General features: G+C 74.0%; 20 protein-coding genes and 2 pseudogenes. 7 read left to right on the forward strand and 15 right to left on the reverse strand.

What is annotated here, in order from left to right; all coding sequences use genetic code 11:
- Positions 1 to 161 precede the first annotated feature (161 nt).
- The 8 genes from ACLJT4_RS18980 to ACLJT4_RS19015 all read right to left on the reverse strand — a co-directional run bounded on the left by ACLJT4_RS18980 (position 162) and on the right by ACLJT4_RS19015 (position 7,191).
- Positions 162 to 644 (reverse strand): Hsp20/alpha crystallin family protein, encoded by a 483-nt coding sequence (locus ACLJT4_RS18980; protein WP_411123445.1) that lies wholly within the window; start codon positions 642 to 644, stop codon positions 162 to 164.
- 105 nt (positions 645 to 749) lie between these two features.
- A complete protein-coding gene (locus ACLJT4_RS18985; RefSeq protein WP_411123446.1) occupies positions 750 to 1,025 on the reverse strand; it encodes a hypothetical protein in 276 nt (91 codons plus the stop codon).
- Between the two features lie 5 nt (positions 1,026 to 1,030).
- Positions 1,031 to 1,258 carry a DUF1918 domain-containing protein gene (locus ACLJT4_RS18990; protein ID WP_411123447.1) on the reverse strand — a complete coding sequence of 76 codons (228 nt, stop codon included), beginning with the start codon at positions 1,256 to 1,258 and terminating at the stop codon, positions 1,031 to 1,033.
- A gap of 150 nt (positions 1,259 to 1,408) precedes the next feature.
- On the reverse strand, positions 1,409 to 1,879 hold the full coding sequence (locus ACLJT4_RS18995; protein WP_411123448.1) for an Hsp20/alpha crystallin family protein: 471 nt from the start codon (positions 1,877 to 1,879) through the stop codon (positions 1,409 to 1,411).
- Positions 1,880 to 1,999: 120 nt separating this feature from the next.
- Positions 2,000 to 3,490, reverse strand: coding sequence for an AAA family ATPase (locus tag ACLJT4_RS19000; RefSeq protein ID WP_411123449.1), 1,491 nt, complete (start codon positions 3,488 to 3,490; stop codon positions 2,000 to 2,002).
- Positions 3,491 to 3,639: 149 nt separating this feature from the next.
- Positions 3,640 to 4,293 (reverse strand): CBS domain-containing protein, encoded by a 654-nt coding sequence (locus ACLJT4_RS19005; protein WP_037634861.1) that lies wholly within the window; start codon positions 4,291 to 4,293, stop codon positions 3,640 to 3,642.
- A gap of 130 nt (positions 4,294 to 4,423) precedes the next feature.
- Positions 4,424 to 5,332 carry a universal stress protein gene (locus tag ACLJT4_RS19010; RefSeq protein ID WP_411123450.1) on the reverse strand — a complete coding sequence of 303 codons (909 nt, stop codon included), beginning with the start codon at positions 5,330 to 5,332 and terminating at the stop codon, positions 4,424 to 4,426.
- 146 nt (positions 5,333 to 5,478) lie between these two features.
- Positions 5,479 to 7,191, reverse strand: a complete 1,713-nt coding sequence (locus ACLJT4_RS19015) for a CocE/NonD family hydrolase (protein WP_411123451.1) — start codon at positions 7,189 to 7,191, stop codon at positions 5,479 to 5,481.
- Between the two features lie 201 nt (positions 7,192 to 7,392).
- On the opposite strand from ACLJT4_RS19015, the gene ACLJT4_RS19020 reads away from it, so the two are divergent.
- Positions 7,393 to 7,716, forward strand: coding sequence for a putative quinol monooxygenase (locus ACLJT4_RS19020; protein ID WP_275461096.1), 324 nt, complete (start codon positions 7,393 to 7,395; stop codon positions 7,714 to 7,716).
- A gap of 226 nt (positions 7,717 to 7,942) precedes the next feature.
- Here ACLJT4_RS19020 and ACLJT4_RS19025 read toward each other — a convergent pair.
- The 5 genes and pseudogenes from ACLJT4_RS19025 to ACLJT4_RS19045 form a co-directional block, all read right to left on the reverse strand.
- Positions 7,943 to 8,419 (reverse strand): annotated as a pseudogene (locus ACLJT4_RS19025) (FAD-dependent monooxygenase); the annotation flags it as partial.
- A 154-nt stretch (positions 8,420 to 8,573) separates the two neighbouring features.
- Positions 8,574 to 9,164 (reverse strand): annotated as a pseudogene (locus ACLJT4_RS19030) (FAD-dependent monooxygenase); the annotation flags it as partial.
- A 141-nt stretch (positions 9,165 to 9,305) separates the two neighbouring features.
- Positions 9,306 to 10,079 (reverse strand): AraC family transcriptional regulator, encoded by a 774-nt coding sequence (locus tag ACLJT4_RS19035; RefSeq protein ID WP_411123452.1) that lies wholly within the window; start codon positions 10,077 to 10,079, stop codon positions 9,306 to 9,308.
- A gap of 86 nt (positions 10,080 to 10,165) precedes the next feature.
- Positions 10,166 to 10,927 (reverse strand): DUF72 domain-containing protein, encoded by a 762-nt coding sequence (locus tag ACLJT4_RS19040; protein WP_411123453.1) that lies wholly within the window; start codon positions 10,925 to 10,927, stop codon positions 10,166 to 10,168.
- A 98-nt stretch (positions 10,928 to 11,025) separates the two neighbouring features.
- A complete protein-coding gene (locus ACLJT4_RS19045) occupies positions 11,026 to 12,330 on the reverse strand; it encodes an erythromycin esterase family protein (protein ID WP_411123454.1) in 1,305 nt (434 codons plus the stop codon).
- A gap of 263 nt (positions 12,331 to 12,593) precedes the next feature.
- Between ACLJT4_RS19045 and dnaK the strand changes: the two genes are divergently transcribed.
- Complete coding sequence (dnaK, locus tag ACLJT4_RS19050) at positions 12,594 to 14,462, forward strand: molecular chaperone DnaK (protein ID WP_411123455.1); 1,869 nt, start codon at positions 12,594 to 12,596, stop codon at positions 14,460 to 14,462.
- Positions 14,459 to 15,112 carry a nucleotide exchange factor GrpE gene (grpE, locus tag ACLJT4_RS19055; protein ID WP_411123456.1) on the forward strand — a complete coding sequence of 218 codons (654 nt, stop codon included), beginning with the start codon at positions 14,459 to 14,461 and terminating at the stop codon, positions 15,110 to 15,112. Before dnaK ends, grpE begins: the two co-directional genes overlap by 4 nt.
- A gap of 22 nt (positions 15,113 to 15,134) precedes the next feature.
- On the opposite strand, the gene ACLJT4_RS19060 is transcribed toward grpE, so the two are convergent.
- Positions 15,135 to 16,685, reverse strand: coding sequence for a nitrilase-related carbon-nitrogen hydrolase (locus ACLJT4_RS19060; RefSeq protein ID WP_411123457.1), 1,551 nt, complete (start codon positions 16,683 to 16,685; stop codon positions 15,135 to 15,137).
- Between the two features lie 205 nt (positions 16,686 to 16,890).
- On the opposite strand from ACLJT4_RS19060, the gene ACLJT4_RS19065 reads away from it, so the two are divergent.
- Both ACLJT4_RS19065 and ACLJT4_RS19070 read left to right on the forward strand, forming a co-directional pair.
- Entirely contained in the window at positions 16,891 to 18,162 is a 1,272-nt protein-coding gene (locus tag ACLJT4_RS19065) for a sensor histidine kinase (protein WP_411123458.1), read from the forward strand.
- Complete coding sequence (locus ACLJT4_RS19070) at positions 18,159 to 18,866, forward strand: response regulator transcription factor (RefSeq protein WP_411123459.1); 708 nt, start codon at positions 18,159 to 18,161, stop codon at positions 18,864 to 18,866. Before ACLJT4_RS19065 ends, ACLJT4_RS19070 begins: the two co-directional genes overlap by 4 nt.
- Positions 18,867 to 18,896: 30 nt before the next feature.
- On the opposite strand, the gene ACLJT4_RS19075 is transcribed toward ACLJT4_RS19070, so the two are convergent.
- The gene (locus ACLJT4_RS19075) at positions 18,897 to 19,859 is read right to left on the reverse strand and encodes an NAD(P)H-dependent flavin oxidoreductase (RefSeq protein ID WP_411123460.1); all 963 of its coding nucleotides are present in this window, start codon (positions 19,857 to 19,859) and stop codon (positions 18,897 to 18,899) included.
- A gap of 134 nt (positions 19,860 to 19,993) precedes the next feature.
- Between ACLJT4_RS19075 and ACLJT4_RS19080 the strand changes: the two genes are divergently transcribed.
- Together ACLJT4_RS19080 and ACLJT4_RS19085 are read left to right on the forward strand one after the other, a co-directional pair.
- Positions 19,994 to 20,326: an ArsR/SmtB family transcription factor gene (locus ACLJT4_RS19080; protein WP_275461105.1), complete on the forward strand. Its 333-nt coding sequence runs from the start codon at positions 19,994 to 19,996 to the stop codon at positions 20,324 to 20,326.
- A gap of 34 nt (positions 20,327 to 20,360) precedes the next feature.
- Entirely contained in the window at positions 20,361 to 21,044 is a 684-nt protein-coding gene (locus ACLJT4_RS19085; protein ID WP_411123461.1) for an NAD(P)H-dependent oxidoreductase, read from the forward strand.
- Positions 21,045 to 21,181: the final 137 nt, after the last annotated feature.

Below are 21,181 nucleotides of genomic sequence, written 5' to 3' on the forward strand. Positions count from 1 at the left end.
GAGGGCACCCGCGGGATCCGGGACGCCGGCCGGGCGGCGCGGCGCGGCGCGGGCGCACCGCCCGGGCGGCCGGCGGGACGGGCCCGGTCGGGACGGCGCGAGCCGGGGGTTGAGCGTCGAGCGGTCGGCAACTACCGTCGCCGCACCCGCCGTTCCCGGTGTCAGTCGGTGATCTCGACGTGCCGTGGCGTCGCGGCCTGCGCCTTGGGGATGGTCACCGTCAGCACCCCGTCCGTGAGGTTGGCCGTGACCTCGTCGGTCTTGACGTCCACGGGCAGCGCCGCGCGGAACTCGAACTGGCCGGTCCGGCGGGTGGTGCGGCGCAGGACGCCCTCCCGTGTGCACTCCTTGTGTTCACCACTGATGCGCAGCTCCCGGTCGTCGATCTCGACGTCGATGGCGTCGCGTTGCACACCAGGCAGTTCCGCCTCGATGACGTACGCCTGATCCGTCTCGTGCAGATCCGCCAGCGGCGCCCAGTGGAGCCGTCCGCCGAGCGTGGACGTGCCGCCGGCGGACTCCAGGAGGCGGCCCATCCGCTCGTAGAGGTCGTCGAACTCCGAGGCGATCGGCTCGCCCCAACTCAACGGCGGCAGGACCTGTTCCAGGAGGCTGCCGGGCCGGTGTCGCACGGGCATGTTCATCGCGGTCACCTCCGCGAGGACTGTGTTCGGCTGATGTGATGCATGCCTGGTTCCATGCTGCGCGCCCCGGACCGGCCCGGCGACTTCGGTGACCGGACCGCCGGTTCAGCCGAACAGGCCGGGCACCCGGATGGTCCGCACCGGCCGCTTCTGCTTCGGCGCCTGGTGCGGTGGCAGCCGACCGCCGGGGATCGTGTCGGCCCGGACGGGGTGGGGGCCGGCGTCGTCGGGGGCGTCCGCCGCGCCCGGCTTCCCGGCGCCGCCCGGCTGGTCGGCGCGGCCCGGGCGGCGGTTGCGGTCGGGGCGGCCCGTGCGGCCCGGAATTCCGATTCCGGTGGGCTCGGTCCGGTGCCTGCGGCGGCCAGCCGCTTTGCGTGCCATGGGGGCTACCCCGCGTGCCGGGGCGCGTCGGTCCGCGCCGGCCGGCCCCCGCGGACGCCCTCGGTCACGCAGCCCGGGCCGGGGAAGATCTCCGTCTCGTGACCGTCCTCGTACCGCACCCGGTACGGGGGTTCGCCGCCGGGGCCGAGCACCTCGACGACGGTGGCCCGGTGCTCCGGATCGCCCACTGCGCGTCCGGTGAACCGCAGTACGTCTCCCTCGTGCGCCTGCATGGCCGCTCTCCCTTCCCTGCACTGCCGTGACTCTGCGCGTACGCCGCGCCGGGGCGAGCGCCGCGCCTGCTTCCAGTGTGCGTGCGCGGCCGCGGACCGCACGGGGGCGGCGGACGGCCGGCGGGCAACGCCCCGCGGCACCCTGGCGGTTCAGTCCTGGATCTCGACGTGCCGCGGCTTGGCGGCCTGCGCCTTCGGCACCGTCACGGTGAGGACACCGCCCGAGAGCGCGGCGGTCACCGCGTCGGCCTGGACGTCCACCGGAAGCAGCGCCCGGTACTCGAACCTGCCGGTGGGCCGGCCGCGGCGGCGCAGCGTGCCCTCCCGCTCGGACTGCCGCAGCTCCCCCGAGATGCTCACCTCGTGTTCGCCGACCTCGACGTCGACGTCCTGGCGGGAGATCCCCGGCAGTTCGCACTCGACGACGTAGGCCGCGTCGGTCTCGTGCAGGTCGGCCGGCGGGACGAAGGCGGTCGTCCCGGTCAGGGACGGGGTGCCCGAGGCGGCCTCCAGGAAGTGGTTCATCCGGTCGAAGATCTCCTGGAAGTCGGCCATCGGCTGGGGCCAGCTCCGCCCGCGTTCTCTCAGGGGGCCGGCGCGGTGGTGCAGCGGCAGTTCCATCACGGTCACCTCCCGGTGCGGCAGCAGAACGCTTCTGCTCCTTCCATGCTGGGCACCACCGGCGCACCGCCGCGACTCGACGGGCCACCCGTTGCCTGACGCCTCGCCAGATGTTGGTGGTCACTCGCCGTGGTACAGGCGGTCCGCGCCGACGAGCAGGACCTCGCCCTTGGCCTCCGCCGCACGCAGCTCCGGGCCGAAGCCGACGCCGCTGTAGCAGGCCGGCACGGCCTGACCGGTGTCCTCACCGGCAGCGGCGAGGAGCGCCAGGAGCCGGCGCAGCCGCTCCAGGTGCGGGGTGTCCATCACCTCGTCGAAGCGGGCCAGCCCCACCGACAGCAGCACCCCCGGGCGCCCGTCGGCGGTGCCCCGGACCACCACCTCGGCGTCGAGCCGGGCATCGCTCTCCGGGTCGGGCACGGTGCCCCGGACCGCGGTGCTCACCTCGCCGCCGAAGGTGTCCCAGGCCGCGTGCTGGGTGGCCCAGTCGCGGCAGAGCTGGGCGAAGTGCGGGGCGGCCACCGCGGCGTCGAACTCCGGGCGGGTCCGGTGCCAGACGGTGGCCGGCTCCTCCTGCTCCAACGCGGCGCGGTGCGGCCAGGCGATGGCGTGCTCGAAGGCCAGCAGCGGCTCGGCGATGCGGTAGCGGGTCAGGCCCGGGCGGAACGCATCGGGTTCGGCGTGCAGCAGCCCGTGCTTGTGCATCACGGCCAGGACGTGGGAGACGTCGTGCAACGAGGCCCCGAGGCGGTCCGCGATCCCGCCCGGGGTGGACCGGCCGCCGGCGATCGCCACCAACACCGAGTGACACAGCGCGCGGTCGGCGTAGTCGCCCTCCTGTTCCAGCAGGTGGCGGGCCTCCCAGAACAACGGCACCCGGGGGTTGAGGACCGTCCGGCACACCCAGGAGTCGAAGTCGTCGGGGCCGGCGGGCACGTCGTCGCAGACCAGGTCGCCGCGGTAGGCGGGGGTACCGCCGACGACGGCGTGCACCTGCACCGCGAGCCGGGGCGCCCGGATGCCCCAGAAGCGGGCCGCCTTGCGGAAGCCGAACGGCGGTACGGCCAGTTCCAGGGACGCCACGCCGTGCAGCGACGACGGGCCGGCGAAGAGCCTGCGGATGACGGCCGGGCTGGCGCCGCTGAGGATCAGGCGCAGCCGGTTGTCCGGACGCTCCCGGCGCACGCGCAGGTACGCACCGTGCAGCACCGAGGGCAGTGCGGGGCTGTGCCCGACGAGCTCGGGGAAGTCGTCGATGATCACCGGCGCCGGCCGCTCGTCGCCCAGTGCGAACAGCGCCTCGGCCGCCTCGTCCCAGCGGTGCCAGTGCGGCGGCCCGGCCGCGCCGGTGTGCTCGGCGAGCCGTTCGGCCAGGCGCCGCAGGGATTCCGCCTCGGCCGCCGCCTGCCCGTCGAAGTAGAAGCCGTCGGTGGCCCGGCTCACCGCCTCCAACAAGAAGGTCTTGCCCTGCCGGCGCTGCCCGGAGACCAGGGCGAGGGTGGGCCCGGGGCCGGGGTCGCGGGCGAAGCGCACCAGGTCCGCCCACGCCTCGGCACGGTCGAACATCCGGTCCGGACGGGCCGGGAGGTCACTGGCGTCCGAGGGCGACACGGGCCCGCTCCCCTCGTTCACGGGCCGCCGGCGGCGAGCGGCGGCCGACCTTGCTGTCCGTACGGTTCGCTGTGGGTCAAGTACACCTCCGGCCGACGGCGGCTGCCCGGCCCGGTGCGCCGTCCGGGGCACCGGGCCGGGCGGCGCCGTCAGCCCGGTTCCGGCGCGGGCCGGACGGTGGTGCCGTCCGGTGCCCGGCCGTCCCGGGCGGCGTCGTCGCGGTCGAAGGTGAGGCGGTCGATCACTTCGATCACCCCGTCCACGCTCTCGCAGAGCCGGACCGCGATCGGCACCAGGCTCTTGCGCTCCAGCGCGCCGGTGAGCGTCACGGTGCCGTCGGTGACGTCGACGGTGACCGCGGACGGCGCGACCCCGAGCGTGCGGGTCAGCACCTCTTCCAGGATCTCCTCCTGGATCGCGCGGTCGCGCCGCAGGAACAGCTGGACCAGGTCGCTGCGGCTGATCACCCCGATGAGCCGGTCGGCGTCGTCGACCACGGGCAGTCGCTTGACCCTGCGTTCCTCCATCGTCCGGGCCGCCTCGACGACGCTCCACTCCGGCCGCGCGACCACGGCCGGACTGGTCATGATCGCCCCGGCGGTGGCCGCCCCGGCCTTGGAGAGCTGCCGGCGCAGCAGATCGGCTTCGGAGACCACCCCCACCGGCCGGCCGTCGTCGTCGACGACCGCGACGGCGGTGATGTCGTACTCGTCGAGCAGCCTCGCGATCTCCCGGAACTGGGTGCCCCGTTGGACGGTGACGGCGTTGGGGGTCATCAGGTCGGCCACTCTGCGGTGCCTCATGGTGGGCCACTACCTCCGGGTGTGCGGCATTCCGTCGGCCCCGGCCGGATTCGCCGGAGTCCTGCCTTCATGATCCCGCGTCCGGCGCCCGAACGGCGTACGGGGCCGGCCCTGACCCGTCGGACACCCCCTAGTCGTGCGGGACCACGGCGACCGGGCAGGTCACGTGGTGGACGGCGGCATGGGTGACGGCGCCGATCCGGGGCGCGGGCAACCGGTGGCGCCGTCGGCGGCCGACCACCAGGAGCCCGGCCCCCGCGGCGGCCTCGACGACGGCCCGGGCCGGGCTGTCCGGCAGTACGGTCTGCTGCGCCAGCACTCCGGGGAACCGTGCGCACCACGGGCGGAGGGCCTCCGCCAGCTCGCCCGCCACCGCCGCGGACACCTCGGCCGCCGCGTCCGGGTCCACGCCCCACGGGGTGTAGACCTGGGCGGGGAACGGCCGGCCGTGCACCACCTGGAGCAGGACCCCGCGGCTCGCCGCGGCGTCGAAGGCGAACGCCAGCAGGTGCTCGGCGGGCCCGCCGAGGCCGAGCGCGGCCACCACCCGTGGTCCGCCGGCCGCCGCGGGGCCGTCCGACGGCTCGGCGGCGGGCGGCGCGCCGGCCCGCGGCCCCGCCGCGCCGGCCCGCACCAGCACCACCGGCCCCGGCGCCCGGGCCACCACACTCAGGCTGACGTCGCCCAGCACGAAGCTCTCCCAGGTCGTGAGGGCCCGCGAGCCCAGCACCAACAGCCGGGACTCCGCGGAGGCCCGCAACAGCGCCGGCTCCGGCTCGTCGCCCACCAGGTCCTCGATGATCGGCAGCTGCGGATGGCGCTCCCGGACCGCGTCCGTCGCCTCCCGGACGACCTCGCGGGCGAAGACGTTCTGGTCCCGCTCGGGGGCGGTGTCCGGTGCCTGGGCGGCCAGCATGATCCAGGCGTGCAGCAGCCGCAGCACGGCGCCCCGGCGGTGCGCCTCGTCAGCGGCCCACAGTGCCGCCGCCAGGCCCTCCGTCGAGCCGTCGAGCCCGGCGGTGATGGTCTCCGGCTCCATGACTGTCCCCCAACGCGTCCGGGGAGACGGAGCTCGCGCCCCGCGCTATCGAGCCTGCGCGCCCGCGCGGCACGGGGCCAGTGGGCCGGTGGGCACCGCGCGGGGGCCGAACGGCCCGGGCCGCCGCGAAGGAGCGGCCCGCCGCGTCACCGCACCGGCAGCGCCAACTCGGCGGGGCCGTCCGCCGGCGCCCCGAACGCGACGCCGCTCCCCCGCGGCGTGCGACCGCCGTACAGCGGATCGGCGGTGTCCACGACCAGGGCGAACCGGTGCCCGGCGGGCAGGTCGTACGCGGTGGGGAAGAGCGTGACGTCCAGCGGGAAGGCGCGCCCGGGCTGCTTGTCGGTCCAACTCTGCGGCGCGTGCGCGATCAGTTTGCCCACGCCCAGGGCGTTCACGTCGTAGAGGTAGGCGAAGGCGGTGCCCTGCGGGGCGGACGCGGTGACGGCGGTGTGCAGCCGTGCGGCGCCGCGGAGGTGCTGCGCGGTGCGGTACGGCGTCGACTGCCAGACCGCGGCGGCGCTGCGGGACAGCAGCGGTACGACGACGGTCGGCGGCAGGCCGACGATCTGGTCGAGCGCTCCGGACAGTTCGGCGATGCCGCCGTCGGCGCCCGAGTCGGTGCCACCGTACACCCGCCGCCACCAACCGGCGCCGCCCGGGTCGGACCCGGCCGGTCCGCCGAGCGTCCCGGTGCCGCCGGTGTCCGGGCGCCCCAGCTTCAGGTGTTCGGTCCGCGAGCTGACGGACCGCCAGTTCGGGTAGCGCTCCTCGCCACCGCCCGGCCGGACCGTCAACTGCACGCCCCCGTCCGCCCCTCCCGCGCCGCCGGAACCCTTGAGGTGGCGGTCGAGCCACTGACGGGCACTGGTCCAGGTGGCGTTCGGCAGTCCGAGCAGGCTGGTCAGCTCCTGGGTGGCGTGGTCGCCGGGGCGCAGTTCGAGCCGCTTGGGCCCGGTCAGCCGCTGGTAGAACGAGGTCATCTGGCCGGGGTTGAAGATGCTGTCGCCCCAGGCGTTGGCGAGGAAGACCGCGGTGCCGTGGGCGTTGATGCGGTCCACGTAGGCGGCCGGTGACCGGGTGTGCGCCCACTGGACGACGCGGGGCATGTCACGGTCGGCGAAGAGGTCGGCCAGCGTCCGGGAGAACTCCGGGCTGCGCCGGCCGGTCGGCGTCTGGATGGCGGCGAGCAGCCCGGCGGCCTGGACGTGCCGGGTCCGTCCGCTGTAGAGCGAGTCGGCCAGGTCCGCCCAGCCGCTGAGCGAGGCGACGGCCTTGACCCGCGGGTCGAAGGCGGCGCCCAACAGCGTCAGGCCGCCGCCCAGGGAGAGCCCTACCATCCCGACGCGGCTCCGGTCGCCCGGGGTGTGGGCGAGCGACCAGTCGATCACCGCGGAGATGTCGGACACGTCCGTGGGCCCCGCGACGTCGATCCGCCCGCCGGAGCCCCAGAATCCGCGCACCGTGTACGTCACCGCGACGTACCCGGCGGCGGCCAACTGCCGTCCCTGCGCCACGTACTCCAGGTCGTTCTGGCCCCAGCTGGCCGGCTGGACGACCAACGGGTAATGACCGGTGCGGTCGGCGCCGGGGGTGCCCGGGGCGGGGGTGAAGACGTCGGCCTTGAGGACGGTGCCGTCCTTCATCGGGATGTCGGCGAGCCGGAAGCCGGGGGCGGCCGACGCGCCGGCGACGGGCGCCGCGGGTCGGTGCCGCACGGCGGCCGCGGCGGGTCCGGCCGGCACGGCCACGGCCAGGGACGCGGCAACCGCCGCCGCGCATAAGGACGTTGCTGTGCGGCGCCGGTGTCGGCGCCGGCCGCCGAGGGGGTTGCCTGCGGTACGGCGGGATCGTGCCATCGCTGCTCCAGGGTTCTGACCGCGGCGCCACGGTGGCGTCCGTCCGGTGCGGTGATCGGGAGCGTAGGACGGCGCGCCCGTCCCGGACGAGATCATGATCAGCCAAACTACCCACGAGTAACACGCCGCCCGCAACGCGCACTTGAACGCTGCGACAGGGGCGAAATGCGAGGGATGGGGCAAATGGTTTAGGGTGTTCGGATGATCTTTATCGTTGTGAAGTTTTCGGTGAAGCCCGAACACGTCGAGGAGTGGCCCGAGAAGGTCAGCGCGTTCACCCGCGCCACCCGGGAGGAGCCGGGCAACCTGTGGTTCGAGTGGTCGCGCAGCCTGGAGGACCCGAACACCTACGTCCTGGTCGAGGCGTTCCAGGACGACGCCGGCGAGGCGCACGTCAACTCCGACCACTTCCGCGCCGGCCTGGAGGCCATGCGCCCCCTGCTGCGCCGCACGCCGGACATCGTGAGCACCACGATCGCCGGCGCCGAGGGCTGGAGCGCGATGGGCGAACTCTCCATCGACTGACCCCGCACGCCCCGACGCGGCGGCCGGCGCCCCTCAGGATGGCGCCGGCCGCTGCGTCGTTTCCGCTGCGCCGCCACGTCAACCGGCATCGATGAAGTCCTGGGTGAAGCAGAACGGGGAGCGCTTCCGCGACGCGGAGGCCGGCAGCGGCCCGGGGGAGGTGACGCCACCGGCCGCGCGCTCGCCCTCCCGGGGCGCCCGACCGCCTCCTGGTCGGTGGCGGCACTTAGTTCAGCCCGGCGATGAACTCGCTCAGCAGGCGGTTCGCCGTGCCGGACTCGAAGAGGCGGGTCAGTTCCGCCCGGGCTGTCCGGTGGCGGAACTCGCCTTGGTACGAGGCGTCACCGGCGTTGTGGAGCAGTTCGGTCCACCATGTCGCGAACGCCTGGTAGTTCCACACGTGGCGCAGGCAGGTCGACGAGTATCCGTCGAGCAGGGTCGCATCCTGGTGGTTGGCCTGGTGGTGCGTGACGGCGTCCGCGAAGACCTCGGCGTCGTACAGGGCCAGGTTCATGCCCTTCGCGCTCATCGGAGGGACGATGTGGGCCGCGTCCCCGAGCAGGTACAGCCGGCCGTGGCTCATCGGGCTGTGCACCACGCTGCGCAGCGGTACCAGTTGTGTGCTGGTGATCGGCCCCCGGGAAGCCATGGGTTCGCCGAAGCGGGTTTCGAGTTCGTCCCAGATCTGCTCGTCCGTCCACTGTGACGTCGTGCTGTCGGGCGGGCACTGGAGGTAGAACCGGCTCGCATGGGGGGCCGCGGGCGAACTGCCCGGCGAATCCGCGGGCGTGCAGCGCCATCAGGGACTGGTGCCGGGCGGGAACCTCGGCGAGGACGGTCAGCCACGCGTATCCGTAGTCGTGGGACGAGCGGGCGAGGCTCGCCGCGGGGACGGCCGTCCTGCTCACCCCGCGGTCACCGTCGCAGCCGGCGATGAACTCGCAGCCGATCACCCGTGTCGCACCGGTGCCGTCGCGGTAGGAAACGCAGGCGGGGGCCTCGTCGGCGATGTTCCGCAACGAGACGTCGGCGGCGTCGAAGCGGAGGTCCCCGCCATCGCTGAGGAAGACGTCGATGAGGTTTCGGACGAGGACCTGCTGGGGGCAGAAGCGTCCGCCGTCGTGATCCTCCGGTGCGAGGGCGAGGGGGCGCGTCCGGCCGTCGATCCGGAAGTTCAGCACGGGGTCGACCGGGGCCCCTCCGATCACCCGGTCCTGGAGACCCCACTGCCGGAACATGCGGGCGGCCCGGGTGTCGATGACACCGGCACACTGTCGTCGTTCGGCGTACTCACGGCTGCGCTTCTCCAGGATGACGCAGTCAATCCCCTTGCGCAGCAGGAGGTTTCCGAGGGTGAGCCCGGCGACGCCGGCTCCTACGATCGCCACGGTGGTGTGGTCGTGCACTTCGGGTGCCGACGGGGAATCTCCGGTTGGGCCTGTTGTCATGCCTCCATGCTCACGGGAGACCAGGCCCGCGCGGCACCGGCATACGGACAAGATGTTCCGGAAACCCGCCAAGGCCGAGCAGTTACCACCAGCCGACGACGCCGGCCGCCGGTTTCCCCGCCGCCGATCACCCGTCAGCGATCACCCGTCACCGCTACGGAGGTCCCGTTGATACCTCCCCGGCGTCTGCCCGACGATCGCCGTGAACGCTTCGATGAAACTGGTGGGGTTGGCCCAACCCAGCCGGGTGGCCGTGTCGATGACCGCGTCCCCCTCGACCAACCTGACCAGCGCGTGCTGGATGCGCAGCAGGCTCCGCCAACGAGGGAAGCCCATCCCCAACTCGGTCTGGAACAGGCGGCTCAGGGTCCGTTCGCTCGCGCCGACCGTCCGCCCGAGCTCCGCCAACGTCGAGGGCGTCGCGGGATCGGCGTGGAGCAGGTCCGTGACGGCACGAAGGCGGTCATCAACCGGCTCCGGCAGGTACAGGGCCTCTTCGGGAACGTCGACGAGTTCGTCGACGACCACCCCTCGGAGGCGGTCCCGGGCGTCCGGCCGCAGTGCGCGGTCGCCGGTGAGGACCAGCAGTGCCTCTCGCAGCAGCGGCGACGCGGCGAAGACCACCGGCCGGTCCGGCAGCCCGGCGCACAGCGCGCCCGCGATCTCCAGCACCCGGACCTCGGTCCGCCCGTACGCACGGTGGCGGTGCTCGAAACCCGGCGGCGTCCACACCACGCGGTTGGGCGGGGCGACCCAGGTGCCTCGCTCCGTCGTGGTGGCAAGGACTCCCGCCGAGGGGTACAGCAACTGCCCGTCGGCATGTCGGTGGGGGGCCACACCGTCTCCGTGGTCGAGCAGTCCTCGCTTGTCCGCGAAGGCGGTGGCGGGGGACGGCTTCTGGCGGAGGTCGGGCACGGTGGCGAGCCTACCGATCGGAGTACGTGCCCAGGCACGCCGCGTGCTGCCGCACGCGACCGCCGCGGGGGACGTCCGGAGGCCGGCTACCGCTCCGGCGGCGTGCGGGTCACGGTGCGGCCCGCTGCGGTGGCCGTGCGGGCGAAGCGGGCGGCGTCGAGTACGGCGGCCCCGTCCGGGTCGTTGTTGAAGTACGCGTAGACGTCGGCCCGGTCCGGCCAGGCGGCGGCGATCCGGTGCACCCAGGCATCGAGTGCCTGGCGTCCGTAGCGCGGCCAGGGGGCCGCGGCCCCTTCGTGGAAGCGGAGATAACCCCAGTCGGTGGTCCGCCACAGGGGCGTCACCGGCCGGGAGCCGCGGTCCGCCCAGCACAGTGCGGCGCCGCGGCGCTCCAGTACCGTGCGGATCTCCTCGGTCCACCACGAGGCGTGGCGTGGTTCGACGGCGACCCGGGTTCCGGTGGGGAAGCAGCCCAGGCAGGTGTCCAGCAGGGCGGCGTCCGCGCGCAGGGTGGGGGGCAGTTGCAGCAGGACGGGGCCGAGGCGGGGGCCGAGGTGCGCGGCGCGGGTCATCAGTCGCCGGACCGGTTCCTGTGGGTCGCGGAGGCGTTTGACGTGGGTGAGGTAGCGGCTGGCCTTGACGGCCATGACGAAGTCGGTCGGCGTGCGGTCCCGCCAGTCGGCGAACGTCGTGGCCTCGGGCAACCGGTAGAAGGCGGCGTTGCTCTCGACGGTGGCGAAGTGCCGGGCGTACTCCTCCAGCCAGCGGCGCTGCGGCACGTCCGAGGGGTAGAGGACGCCGCGCCAGTCACGGTACTGCCAGCCGGAGGTGCCGAGGTGGAGGGGCATACGGGATGCGTCCCCGGTCCGGGGTGCGGCGTACCGTTCGGCGAGCACCAGCGGCCCCCGGCCCCCGGGTCGTCGCCCGCCCCGGGGGCCGCTGGTGTTCAGAAGGGCACGGAGGGGTCCCGGGTCACCGTGGAGGTGGCGAGGACGGCGTCGAAGGCCGCGGGCACCGGGGTGGCGAGGGTTGCGCTCTGGGAACGGATGCGGTTCGGCAGCGGCTCGCCGTCCGGGTCGCGCGGCGGTCGGCGGAGGTCGGTGAGGGTGATCCGGTCGCCGAGTCCGGCATCGATCAGGGCGGCCTCGACGCTGCCGGGCTCCGGGGGCGCGAGCGGGGTGTCCGCGACCGTGAAGCCGACCGTGCGCCGGGGATCCAGGACCATCTCGGGGACGTGGTCGGCGGTGTGGGTCACGGCCACCGCGCGGTAGTCGGAGCCGAGTCTGCGGGCCAGATGGTGGCCCATGGGGAGCGTGGTGAGCGGACCGCCGAAGTCGATCCGGGTCTTCTGGATGTGGTTGTTGTGCGCGACGACGACGAGGCGGGTGCCGGGCGCGCTGCGCGCCAGGTGCCAGTGCACCGACTCGGCCAGGAAGCTCTCCCGGATCGCGAGGTCGCCCGCGTCGGCCCGTCCGGATTGCAGGGCGTGCACGGCCCGGAACAGGGCGTCGGTGTGGCAGGCGGCCTCCAGTCGGCGGCGGGCGACGTCGTAGCGCTCCTGTCCTCCGCGGGACGCGTACCGCGGTTCCTCGGCGCGCAGCCGGAGCAGGAGGCGGGCGAGGGCGGCGGTGAGCGCGTCCTGCTCGGCCGGTGCGAGGCGGGCCCAGGCGGGCGCGGCCGCGGCGCCGGAGCCGATGCCGGCCAGGAACCGGTCGCTGATCTCCAGCGCGGTGTCCAGCAGCGGCAACGCGTCGGGGGCGATCTCGGCCAGGTAGTCGCGCAGCGGGTCCAGGGCCGGCCGCAGTGCGCCGCCGGCCTCGGGCAGGTCGAGGCCGGCGAAGCGCAGGGGGTGGCGGCCGGTGCGGTTGTGGTGGCGCAGCCAGTGCAGGAAGCCGCCGGCGCCCCATTCGGCGGCGGCCCGGCTCACCTCGGCCAGGCCGTCGTCGGCGCCCTCGCCGCGCAGCCAGGCGTCGAGGGCGAAGCCTTCGCTGAAGCCGAATTCGAAGGCCAGGACGGTGAAGCCGCAACGCTCGGCAAGGAACCGCACGACGCGTTGGCGGGCGCGCGAGAACTCGGTGACGAAGTGCGCGCCCTCGCCGACGGCGACGACCCGGGCGGCACCGACGATGTCCCGCAGCGGTGCGAGGTCGTCGAGGTCGTCGTGGGGTTCGAGCGTGGTCAGGGTGGTGGTGTGGGCGCGGAACCAGGCGGCGAGCTGGTGGGGCGCGGGGGTCCGGTTGTGCCTCGCCATGCGGCGGACCGTAACACCGGCCGCGACGGCTGCGCAGCCGGGTTTCCGCCGCGGGCGCCGCTCCCCCGCCACCATGGGGAAGATCCGAATAAAAGGTGCATCTTGACATGTGTCGGGGCACGTTCTATGCAGATGATGTAGCCGGCTTGGTCGCCGTATCAGCAGGTGAGAGGCGGTGTGCGGGTGGTGGTCGGGCGCTGTCCCGGCCGTGGGCCCGCACCGCGCCGTCGCCCCGGATCGGGCCGCGAGACGAGGAGTGGACCATGGCACGAGCAGTCGGTATCGACCTCGGGACGACGAATTCGGTGGTCAGCGTGCTGGAGGGCGGTGAGCCGACGGTCATCACCAACGCCGAGGGAGCCCGGACCACGCCGTCGGTGGTCGCCTTCGCCAAGGGCGGGGAGGTCCTGGTCGGCGAGATCGCCAAGCGCCAGGCCGTGACCAACGTCGACCGCACCTGCCGTTCGGTCAAGCGCCACATGGGGGACGCGCAGTGGCGTTTCCCGGAGAGCGGCGACATCGACGGCAAGCGCTACACCGCGCAGGAGATCTCCGCGCGGGTGTTGCAGAAGCTCAAACGGGACGCCGAGACCTACCTGGGCGAGGACGTCACCGACGCGGTGGTCACCGTGCCGGCGTACTTCAACGACGCGCAGCGCACCGCGACGAAGGAGGCCGGGGAGATCGCGGGGCTGAAGGTCCTGCGGATCGTCAACGAACCGACCGCCGCCGCCCTCGCCTACGGCCTGGACAAGGAGAACGACCAGACCATCCTGGTCTTCGACCTCGGCGGGGGCACCTTCGACGTGTCACTGTTGGAGATCGGCGAAGGCGTGGTGGAGGTGAAGGCCACCAACGGTGACACGCACCTGGGCGGGGACGACTGGGACCAGCGGGTCGTCGACCACCTCACCAAGCAGTTCAAGAACGCGTACGGCATCGACCTGGCCCAGGACAAGATGGCCACCCAACGGCTGCGCGAGGCCGCGGAGAAGGCGAAGATCGAGCTGTCGGCGGCCACCGAGACGACGATCAACCTGCCGTACCTGAGCGCGTCGCCCGAGGGCCCGCTGCACCTCGACGAGAAGCTCACCCGCGCCCAGTTCGAGCAGCTGACCGCGGACCTGCTGGAGCGGTGCAAGGCGCCGTTCCACAACGCGGTCAAGGACGCCGGCGTCAAGCTCGCCGACATCAACCACGTGATCCTGGTGGGCGGTTCGACCCGGATGCCGGCGGTGACCGAACTGGTCAAGCAGCTGACCGGCAAGGACCCGCACAAGGGCGTCAACCCGGACGAGGTCGTCGCGATCGGCGCCAGCCTCCAGGCCGGTGTCCTCAAGGGCGAGGTCAAGGACGTCCTCCTGCTGGACGTCACCCCGCTGTCCCTCGGCATCGAGACCAAGGGCGGCATCATGACCAAGCTGATCGAGCGCAACACCACGATCCCCACCAAGCGCTCGGAGACCTTCACGACGGCGGAGGACAACCAGCCGTCCGTGCAGATCCAGGTCTACCAGGGCGAACGCGAGATCGCGGCGTACAACAAGAAGCTCGGGATGTTCCAACTGACCGGTCTGCCGCCGGCCCCGCGCGGCATCCCGCAGATCGAGGTCTCCTTCGACATCGACGCCAACGGCATCATGCACGTGACCGCCAAGGACCTGGGCACGGGCAAGGAGCAGAAGATGACCGTCACCGGCGGCTCCTCGCTGCCGAAGGACGACATCGACCGGATGGTCCGCGACGCCGAGCAGTACGCCGAGGACGACCGTCGCAAGCGCGAGGCCGCCGAGACCCGCAACCAGGGCGAGCAGCTGGTCTACCAGACCGAGAAGTTCCTCAAGGACAACGAGGACAAGGTGCCCGCCGAGGTCAGGACCGAGGTCGAGTCCGCCGTCGGCGAGCTGAAGGAGAAGCTCAAGGGCGAGGACGGTGCGGCCATCCGCACCGCGTCCGAGAGGGTGGCGACCGTCTCCCAGAAGCTGGGCCAGGCCATGTACGCCGACGCCCAGGCGGCCCAGTCGGCCACCGGCCCGGACGGTGCCGGTGCGCAAGCCGGGGCCGGCGGCGAGGACGACGTGGTCGACGCGGAGATCGTCGACGACGACAAGCAGGAAGGAGGCGGACGATGAACCGTCCGACCGACGTCGGTCGCCTCCCCCGCCCGCCGCTCGCCCTGGTCGGGCGCACCGGGCCGGAACGAGGCGCGCCCTCGGCGCCCCGCGCGCAGCCGGACCCGGCGCGGCCGGACCGGCGCACCGCGCCTCCGGGGCCCACCCGGCGCGGCGCCGAGGTGCCCGACGCCGAACGGCTGGCGGCCGAACTGCGCGAGCGCACGGCCGATCTGCAACGGCTCAAGGCCGAGTTCGACAACTACCGGCGGCGGGTGCGCCGCGACCGGCTGGCGGTCGGTCAGGTCGCCGTGGCCAACGTGCTGGCACGGCTGCTGCCGGTGCTCGACGCGATCGCCGAGGCAGCCGAGCAGGGTCAGCTGACGGACGGCTTCGGGCGCGTCGCCGACGTCCTGGAGACGGAGTTGGCGTCCTTGGGCCTGACGTCCTTCGGCACGGTGGGCGAGCCGTTCGACCCGACCGTCCACGAGGCCGTGGCCTACACACCGCCCGAGCGGACCGGGCCGGTCGCGCGGAGCGGGCCGGACGGCCCCGCGGTCTGTGCCGAGGTCGTCCGCCGCGGCTTCCGGGTCGGCGACCGGCTGCTGCGTCCCGCCGAGGTGTCCGTGACCGGTGCACGACCGGGCCCCCCGGCCGGCCGACTCCCGTGAACAGCAGGCCGGTCGCGCCCTTTCAGCCGGTGCTTCGGGTGAGCGTCGAAGGGCGGCGGCCGGCGGTCGCGCCGGCCACGAGCAGCGCCCCGACGCCGGCCAGGCACAGCCAGGCGAAGCCGTCGCCGATCCGGTCGTAGACCGTGGTGGTGCCGTGCACCGGGACGTACGCCACGGTGGCCTGGCGGTCGGTGGTGAAGTAGTCCGTGCTGGCGAGTACGCGCCCCTGGTCGTCGTAGGCGGCCGTGACGCCCTCGGCGTCCGGGCGGACCAGCGCGTAGCCGGCCTCGACGGCGCGCAGGGCGGCCTTGCGGGTGTGCGCGCGCCCGTACTCCGCCCAGTCGTGGGAGGGGACCAGCATGATGTCGGCGGGCACCCGCATCATGCCGGGGAAGTCGGCGTCGTAGCAGATGGCGTTGGCCAGCCGGCCGTACGGGGTCGCGGCGGTCGGGACCCGGCCGTCGCCGGGGACGAAGGTCTCCGAGCCGGGTATCGGATGGGCCTTCTGGTACGTCCAGCGCACCGTGCCTGCGGGGTCGATCAGCAGCGTCTCGTTGCGGCCGTAGGCGGGTGGACGGGCGGTGTGCACGCCGAGGCCGATCTCCAGGTAGATCCGGGAGCGGCGGGCCTGCGTCCGGGCGGCCGCGATCGTCGCGGGCTCGTCGGCGGCCAGCACCCGCACGCCCTGCTCGGGCCAGACGACGATCTTCGCGCCGGCCGCGGCCTCGCGCCGGGTGGCGGCCAACAGGCCGTCCAGGACGGCGCGCTGGGCCGGCCGGAGGCCCGGCGGCGGGTGGGCGACGAGGTCCGCGCGCCCACCGGTGGCCCGGGCGTACGCGGCCTTCTGGGCCCGGATCAGGGCCGCGTCGGCGGTGACGGCGGCGATCCGCACCGTCGGCCCGTCCGCCGGGAAGAAGGCCAGTCGCGCGCCGCCGGCGAGGACGACGGCCAGCAGGACCGACGCGCAGGTGACCACGGTGCGCCGGGCCGCGCGCCACGAGGCCGCCTCCCACAGCGCGTTGACGGCCGTGGCGCACCAGGCGAGGAGGAAGCCGATGCCGTAGGAGCCGGTGACCGAGACGAGTTGCAGCAGCGGCAGCACGTCGACCTGGGTGGCCGCCTGCGAGCCGTAGGCGGTGCCGAACGGGGAGAGCAGGGTGATCAGGAACTCCGTCGCGGCCACCGACGCGGGGAACACCAGCGGCGCCGCCCAGGGGCGCAACCGGCGGACGAGCAGCCGGTCCAGCGGGTACGGCAGGGTCAGCAGGGCGGCCAGGCCGGCCGCGCCCGCCAGGGTGAAGGGGGTGATCAGCGCCGACTCGGCCAACCAGCCGACCGCGGCCGCGGTGTTGGCCAGCCACAGCCACAGGGCGCCGGACCAGGCCCGGCCCGTGCGGGCGAAACGCAGCAGCAGGACGGGGAAGATCCAGGCCGCGGCGGCGATGTCCCAGCGGCCGCCGACGGCGAGGAGGTGGGCGGCCGTGCCCAGCGCCAGCCAGGCCCAACGGGCCCGGGGCGCGGGCGGGCGGGGGCCGGTGCGGTCCGTCCGCCCGGCGGGGTTCGTGGTGTTCACGTGGTTCGTCGGTCCCTTCGAGGTGGCGCCGGGTGGCGCGCTCCGGTCGGACCTCGACGCTAGGGATGCCGGTGGGTTCGCGGCGTCGTCCTGGGTGGGGATCCGGGGCGGGGCCCGCGCAACCCTGGTTGCGTCGGCGGTGTCCCGTTCCCTCCTCGGGCAGGATCGCCGGGGCCGGTGCGGCTGGTTAGCCTTGCGGTCAGTCATGGACACGCATTCCTCGGCCGCGCTGCGCGGCATCCGGCGCCGGTTCGCCGTGCGGCGCGGCTGGCTCACCGACCTCGCGCTGGGCGGCGGGCTGACCGCCTTCGACGTGCTGACGCTGCTGTCCCGCGTACCCGCGCCGGGACCGCTCGGCGTGCTGTTGTGGGGGCTCCAGACGGTGCCGTTGGCCTGGCGGCGCCGTCGGCCGCGGGCCGTGCTGTGCGCGATGACCGCGGCGTTCGTCGTCTTCGAGGTGGTGGATCCGGTGCCGGGCAAGATCCCGGGCCCGTACCTGCTGGTCTTCGCGGTGTACGCGGTGGCGCGGTACACGCCGGTGCCGACCGGGGCGCTGTGGACGGTGCTGTCCCTGGCCACCGCGGTGACGACGGACCTGCTCACCGGCCGGACCGGGCCGCCGCAGCCCGGCTCGGTGGAGCCGATCACCGCCACCACCTTCGTCGTCTTCTACGGGGTCGCCTGGCTCGTGGGGTACGGGCGGCGGCGGATCGTGCTCCAGGCCGACCGGCTGCGCGACCTCAACGAGCGGCTCGGCGAGGCCAACTCCCGCCTGCGGGACGCCAACGCGCGGCTGCGCGCCGAGCGGGCCGTCAACGCCCGGCAGGCCGTCGTCGCGGAGCGGGCCCGGATCGCCCGCGACCTGCACGACGTGGTCGCGCACCACGTGAGCGCCATCGCCGTCCAGGCCCGCGCCACCGAGGAGGTGCTCCCCAAGGCACCGGCGGACGGCCGGCGGGGCGTGGCCCGGATCGCGACGACCGCCGACACCGCGCTGATCGAGATGCGGCGCATCCTGGGCCTGCTGACGGCCGGTGGCGAGCGGGCCGCGGAGCAGGACGGCCTGGTCGGCCCGGCCCAGGAGCCGTCCCTGCGCCACCTCGACCGGCTCTTCGCGGCGGTGGAGGCGGCGGGCTGCCGGGTGACCTCGACGGTGGACGGGGCCCTGGGCGACCTGCCGCCCGCGCTCCAGGTGTCGGTCTACCGCATCGTCCAAGAAGCCCTCACCAACGTCCTCAAGCACGCCGGACGCACGGACGTGCGGGTGGCGCTGCACCGCGACGGGACGTCGGTGAGGGTGACCGTGGAGAACGGGCCGGCGGGCGACGGGCACCGGCCGCCGCCCGGTTCCGGCCGGGGTCTGTTGGGGGTGCGCGAACGGGTCGGCGCGTTCGGCGGCACGGTGCGTGCCGGGCCGTGTCCGGACGGCGCCGGCTGGCGCCTGTCCGCCGCCCTTCCGCTGGAGGTTCCGGCATGACGATCCGGGTGCTCCTCGCCGACGATCAGGAGATGGTCCGGGACGCGCTGCGGGCGGTGATCGGCCGTCGCCCGGACTTCGAGGTCGTCGGCACCGCGGCGGACGGCGCGGAGGCGGTCGCGCTCGCCGTCGTCCTGCGCCCGGACGTGGTGGTGATGGACGTCCGGATGCCGGGCACGAACGGCGTCGAGGCCACCGGCCGGCTGCACGCCGAGTGGCCGCACCCCGGCCCGCCGCCCCGCGTCCTGGTGTTGACCACCTTCGACCTGGACGAGTACGTGCACGCGGCCCTGCGTGCCGGGGCCGGCGGCTTCCTGCTGAAGAACAGTCCGCCGGACCAACTCGCGCACGCCATCAGGGTGGTGGCCGGCGGCGAGGCGATGCTCGCGCCCAGCGTCACGCAACGCCTGATCGGCGCCTTCACCGCGCTGCCCGCCGGACTGCTGCCCGGCGCCCCGCCGCCGCCCGGCGACGCCGACCGGCGCGTCGGCGCCCTCACCGCCCGCGAGTTGGAGGTCCTGGTACTGCTCGCCCGGGGTCGTTCCAACCTCCAGATCGGCGAGGAACTGGGGCTGTCCCAGGCCACCGTGAAGAGCCGGGTCAACCGCATCCTGACGCGGCTCGGGGTGGAGAACCGCGTGCAGGCCGCCCTGCTGGCCCATGAGGCGGGCCTGCTGCGACCCGGCCCGGACGCGCCTCGGTAGCCGGGGGCGCCGGGGCGCGGCTCGTCGCCGTCAGTGACGTCCGGCCCGGGCCAGGGCGTCGCCGGCCTCGGCTGCCAGGGTGGCGACGAGGTCGGCCGCGGGCGGCCGGTCGGTGACGAGGTCGACGGCCTCGCCCGCCCAGACCGGTGCGGGCGGCACCTCGCCGCTCGCCACGTCGGCCCGGTAGGCCCGGCGGGTCGCGCCGGGGTCCGCCACGAGTTCGTCCTCCCGGCCCCGCCACCGGTCGAGGTACGGGTGCCCCAGGGTGCGCGCCGTGTACTTGGCGGGCCATCGGGAGCTCCGGGCGACGTCGAGGATGCGGTTGCGCTCGGTGTCCTGTCCGCTTCCCCGGACGAGCGCCTCGGCGGTCGAGGCGTCGACGAGGGCCTCGGCCGTCGCCTGGAAGCGGGTGCCGACGAGCGCTCCGGCGGCGCCCAGGACCAGCGCGGCGGCCACCCCCCGGCCGTCCGCGATCCCACCGGCGGCCAGCACCGGCACCGGTGCCACCAGGTCCACCACGACCGGCACGAAGGGCAGCGTCGACCGGCCGTGCCGGGCGCCGTGCCCGCCGCTCTCGGTGCCCTGCGCCACGATGACGTCGGCGCCCAGGTCCAGCGCCTGCCGGGTCTCCTCCAGGTCGGTCACCTGGACGATCACCGCCGCACCGGCTTCGCGGACGCGCCCGACGAAGGGGGTGGGGTCCCCGAAGGAGAACATCACCGCGGTGGGGTCGTGCTCCAGCGCCTGCTCGACCGCGGCGATGTCGATCGCCCAGGACTGGAACCCGACGCCCCACGGCTTCCCGCAGCCCGCCACCAGCGGCAGTTCGCGCGCCAGCCACGCGGGCTCCCCACCGCCGGCACCCAGCATCCCGAGCCCCCCGCCGCGTGAAACGGCCGCTGCCAGGGCACCGCCGGCCGCCCCTCCCATCGGGGCCAGGGCAATCGGATGCCGGATACCGAACGACGCGGTGAACGCCGTCGACAACGTCATGACCGTCCTCCTCGTGTACGCGTGACCGTCCTGGCTACCTTCCCCGGCGAGCAGCGGGCCGACACGCCGGCCCGGCCCCGCCCAGGCATCGAGATATCGTGGTGTGTCGGAATGCCCGGCGAGAGAGGTGGCTCATGGGTGCGACGACGGGACCGGCGGCGGGCGAGTTGATCGAGGTGTTCAAGGCCCTCGGCAACCCCGCCCGTTTGCAGATCATGCAGTGGTTGAAGGACCCCGAAGAGAACTTCGTGGCGTACGAGCCGATCGCGGACCGCCGGTCGGTCGGGGTGTGCGTCACCCACATCCAGGCGAAGTCGGGGCTCGCGCAGTCAACGGTCTCCAGTTACATGAGCACGCTCGAACGGGCCGGGCTCGTGCTGCCCACCCGGGTGGGCAAGTGGACCCACTACCGGCGCAACGAGGAACGGCTGGCCCAGGTGGCACGGGCGATCGACACCAATATCTGATTGACGCATCGCGATACGTCGATATGATTGCGTCATGTCGACCTTCGATGCCGCGCCCACCGCCCTGATCGTGCACGCCCACCCCGAGGCCCGTTCGTTCAGCACCGCCCAGATGACCACCGCGGCCCAGACCCTGCGCGACGCCGGGTACCGGGTCGACGTGCTCGACCTCTACTCCGACGCGTGGGCGCCGGTCCTCGACCGCGCGGAATTCGCGCCGGTGGAAGGCCACTTCAAGCCACAGGCCGAGCAGCAGCGCGCGATCAAGGACGGGACGCTCGACGCGACCGTCAGGACCCACCTCGATCGGCTGCTCGCCTCCGATCTACTGGTCCTGTCGTTCCCGCTCTGGTGGTTCTCGCTGCCCGCCATCCTCAAGGGCTGGGTGGACCGGGTCTTCGTGATGGGCGGGGTCTTCGGCGGGGACTACGGACTCTTCGGCGACGCCGCACTCGCCGGGAAGCGGGCGATGCTGCTGTTCACGACCGGCGGCCCCGGCGAGTCCTTCCAACCCGGCGGCGCCCTCGGCGCGATGGACGACTTCCTGTTCCACATACACCGCGGCATGCTGGAGTTCGTCGGCTACCAGGTCCTCGACCCCGTGATCACCTACGGACCGGCCCACCTGACCGAGCAGGACCGGGCCGCGGCACTGGAGACGGTCCGCGAGGCCGTCGCCGCGCGCACCGCGACGGCCGCACGATCCACCGTGCACTGATCCCCGAACCGCACCGCCTGCGCACGGCGGCTCGCCTGCACCATCTCCCCGTCCGGCGGACGCCCACCCTCCCCTTCCGGCCCCCGCACGGACGGCACATTCTTCGACAACACCCCTAGAGTGGAGGGGAGTTGACG

It is taken from the genome of Streptomyces sp. x-19 (genome assembly GCF_046549115.1).
In the GTDB taxonomy this organism is placed as follows: domain Bacteria; phylum Actinomycetota; class Actinomycetes; order Streptomycetales; family Streptomycetaceae; genus Streptomyces; species Streptomyces albulus_C.

What these genes read in the sequence shown, in the direction of transcription:
- ACLJT4_RS19080 (WP_275461105.1), top strand. Translation starts at nt 19,994, where the DNA reads ATGGGTGCGACGACGGGACCGGCGGCGGGCGAGTTGATCGAGGTGTTC.
- dnaK (WP_411123455.1), top strand. Translation starts at nt 12,594, where the DNA reads ATGGCACGAGCAGTCGGTATCGACCTCGGGACGACGAATTCGGTGGTC.
- ACLJT4_RS19015 (WP_411123451.1), bottom strand. Translation starts at nt 7,191, where the DNA reads ATGGCACGATCCCGCCGTACCGCAGGCAACCCCCTCGGCGGCCGGCGC.
- ACLJT4_RS18995 (WP_411123448.1), bottom strand. Translation starts at nt 1,879, where the DNA reads ATGGAACTGCCGCTGCACCACCGCGCCGGCCCCCTGAGAGAACGCGGG.
- ACLJT4_RS19010 (WP_411123450.1), bottom strand. Translation starts at nt 5,332, where the DNA reads ATGGAGCCGGAGACCATCACCGCCGGGCTCGACGGCTCGACGGAGGGC.
- ACLJT4_RS19045 (WP_411123454.1), bottom strand. Translation starts at nt 12,330, where the DNA reads ATGGCGAGGCACAACCGGACCCCCGCGCCCCACCAGCTCGCCGCCTGG.
- ACLJT4_RS18980 (WP_411123445.1), bottom strand. Translation starts at nt 644, where the DNA reads ATGAACATGCCCGTGCGACACCGGCCCGGCAGCCTCCTGGAACAGGTC.
- ACLJT4_RS19075 (WP_411123460.1), bottom strand. Translation starts at nt 19,859, where the DNA reads ATGACGTTGTCGACGGCGTTCACCGCGTCGTTCGGTATCCGGCATCCG.
- ACLJT4_RS19085 (WP_411123461.1), top strand. Translation starts at nt 20,361, where the DNA reads ATGTCGACCTTCGATGCCGCGCCCACCGCCCTGATCGTGCACGCCCAC.
- ACLJT4_RS19065 (WP_411123458.1), top strand. Translation starts at nt 16,891, where the DNA reads ATGGACACGCATTCCTCGGCCGCGCTGCGCGGCATCCGGCGCCGGTTC.
- ACLJT4_RS19020 (WP_275461096.1), top strand. Translation starts at nt 7,393, where the DNA reads ATGATCTTTATCGTTGTGAAGTTTTCGGTGAAGCCCGAACACGTCGAG.
- ACLJT4_RS18985 (WP_411123446.1), bottom strand. Translation starts at nt 1,025, where the DNA reads ATGGCACGCAAAGCGGCTGGCCGCCGCAGGCACCGGACCGAGCCCACC.
- ACLJT4_RS19070 (WP_411123459.1), top strand. Translation starts at nt 18,159, where the DNA reads ATGACGATCCGGGTGCTCCTCGCCGACGATCAGGAGATGGTCCGGGAC.
- ACLJT4_RS19005 (WP_037634861.1), bottom strand. Translation starts at nt 4,293, where the DNA reads ATGAGGCACCGCAGAGTGGCCGACCTGATGACCCCCAACGCCGTCACC.
- ACLJT4_RS19040 (WP_411123453.1), bottom strand. Translation starts at nt 10,927, where the DNA reads ATGCCCCTCCACCTCGGCACCTCCGGCTGGCAGTACCGTGACTGGCGC.
- ACLJT4_RS18990 (WP_411123447.1), bottom strand. Translation starts at nt 1,258, where the DNA reads ATGCAGGCGCACGAGGGAGACGTACTGCGGTTCACCGGACGCGCAGTG.
- grpE (WP_411123456.1), top strand. Translation starts at nt 14,459, where the DNA reads ATGAACCGTCCGACCGACGTCGGTCGCCTCCCCCGCCCGCCGCTCGCC.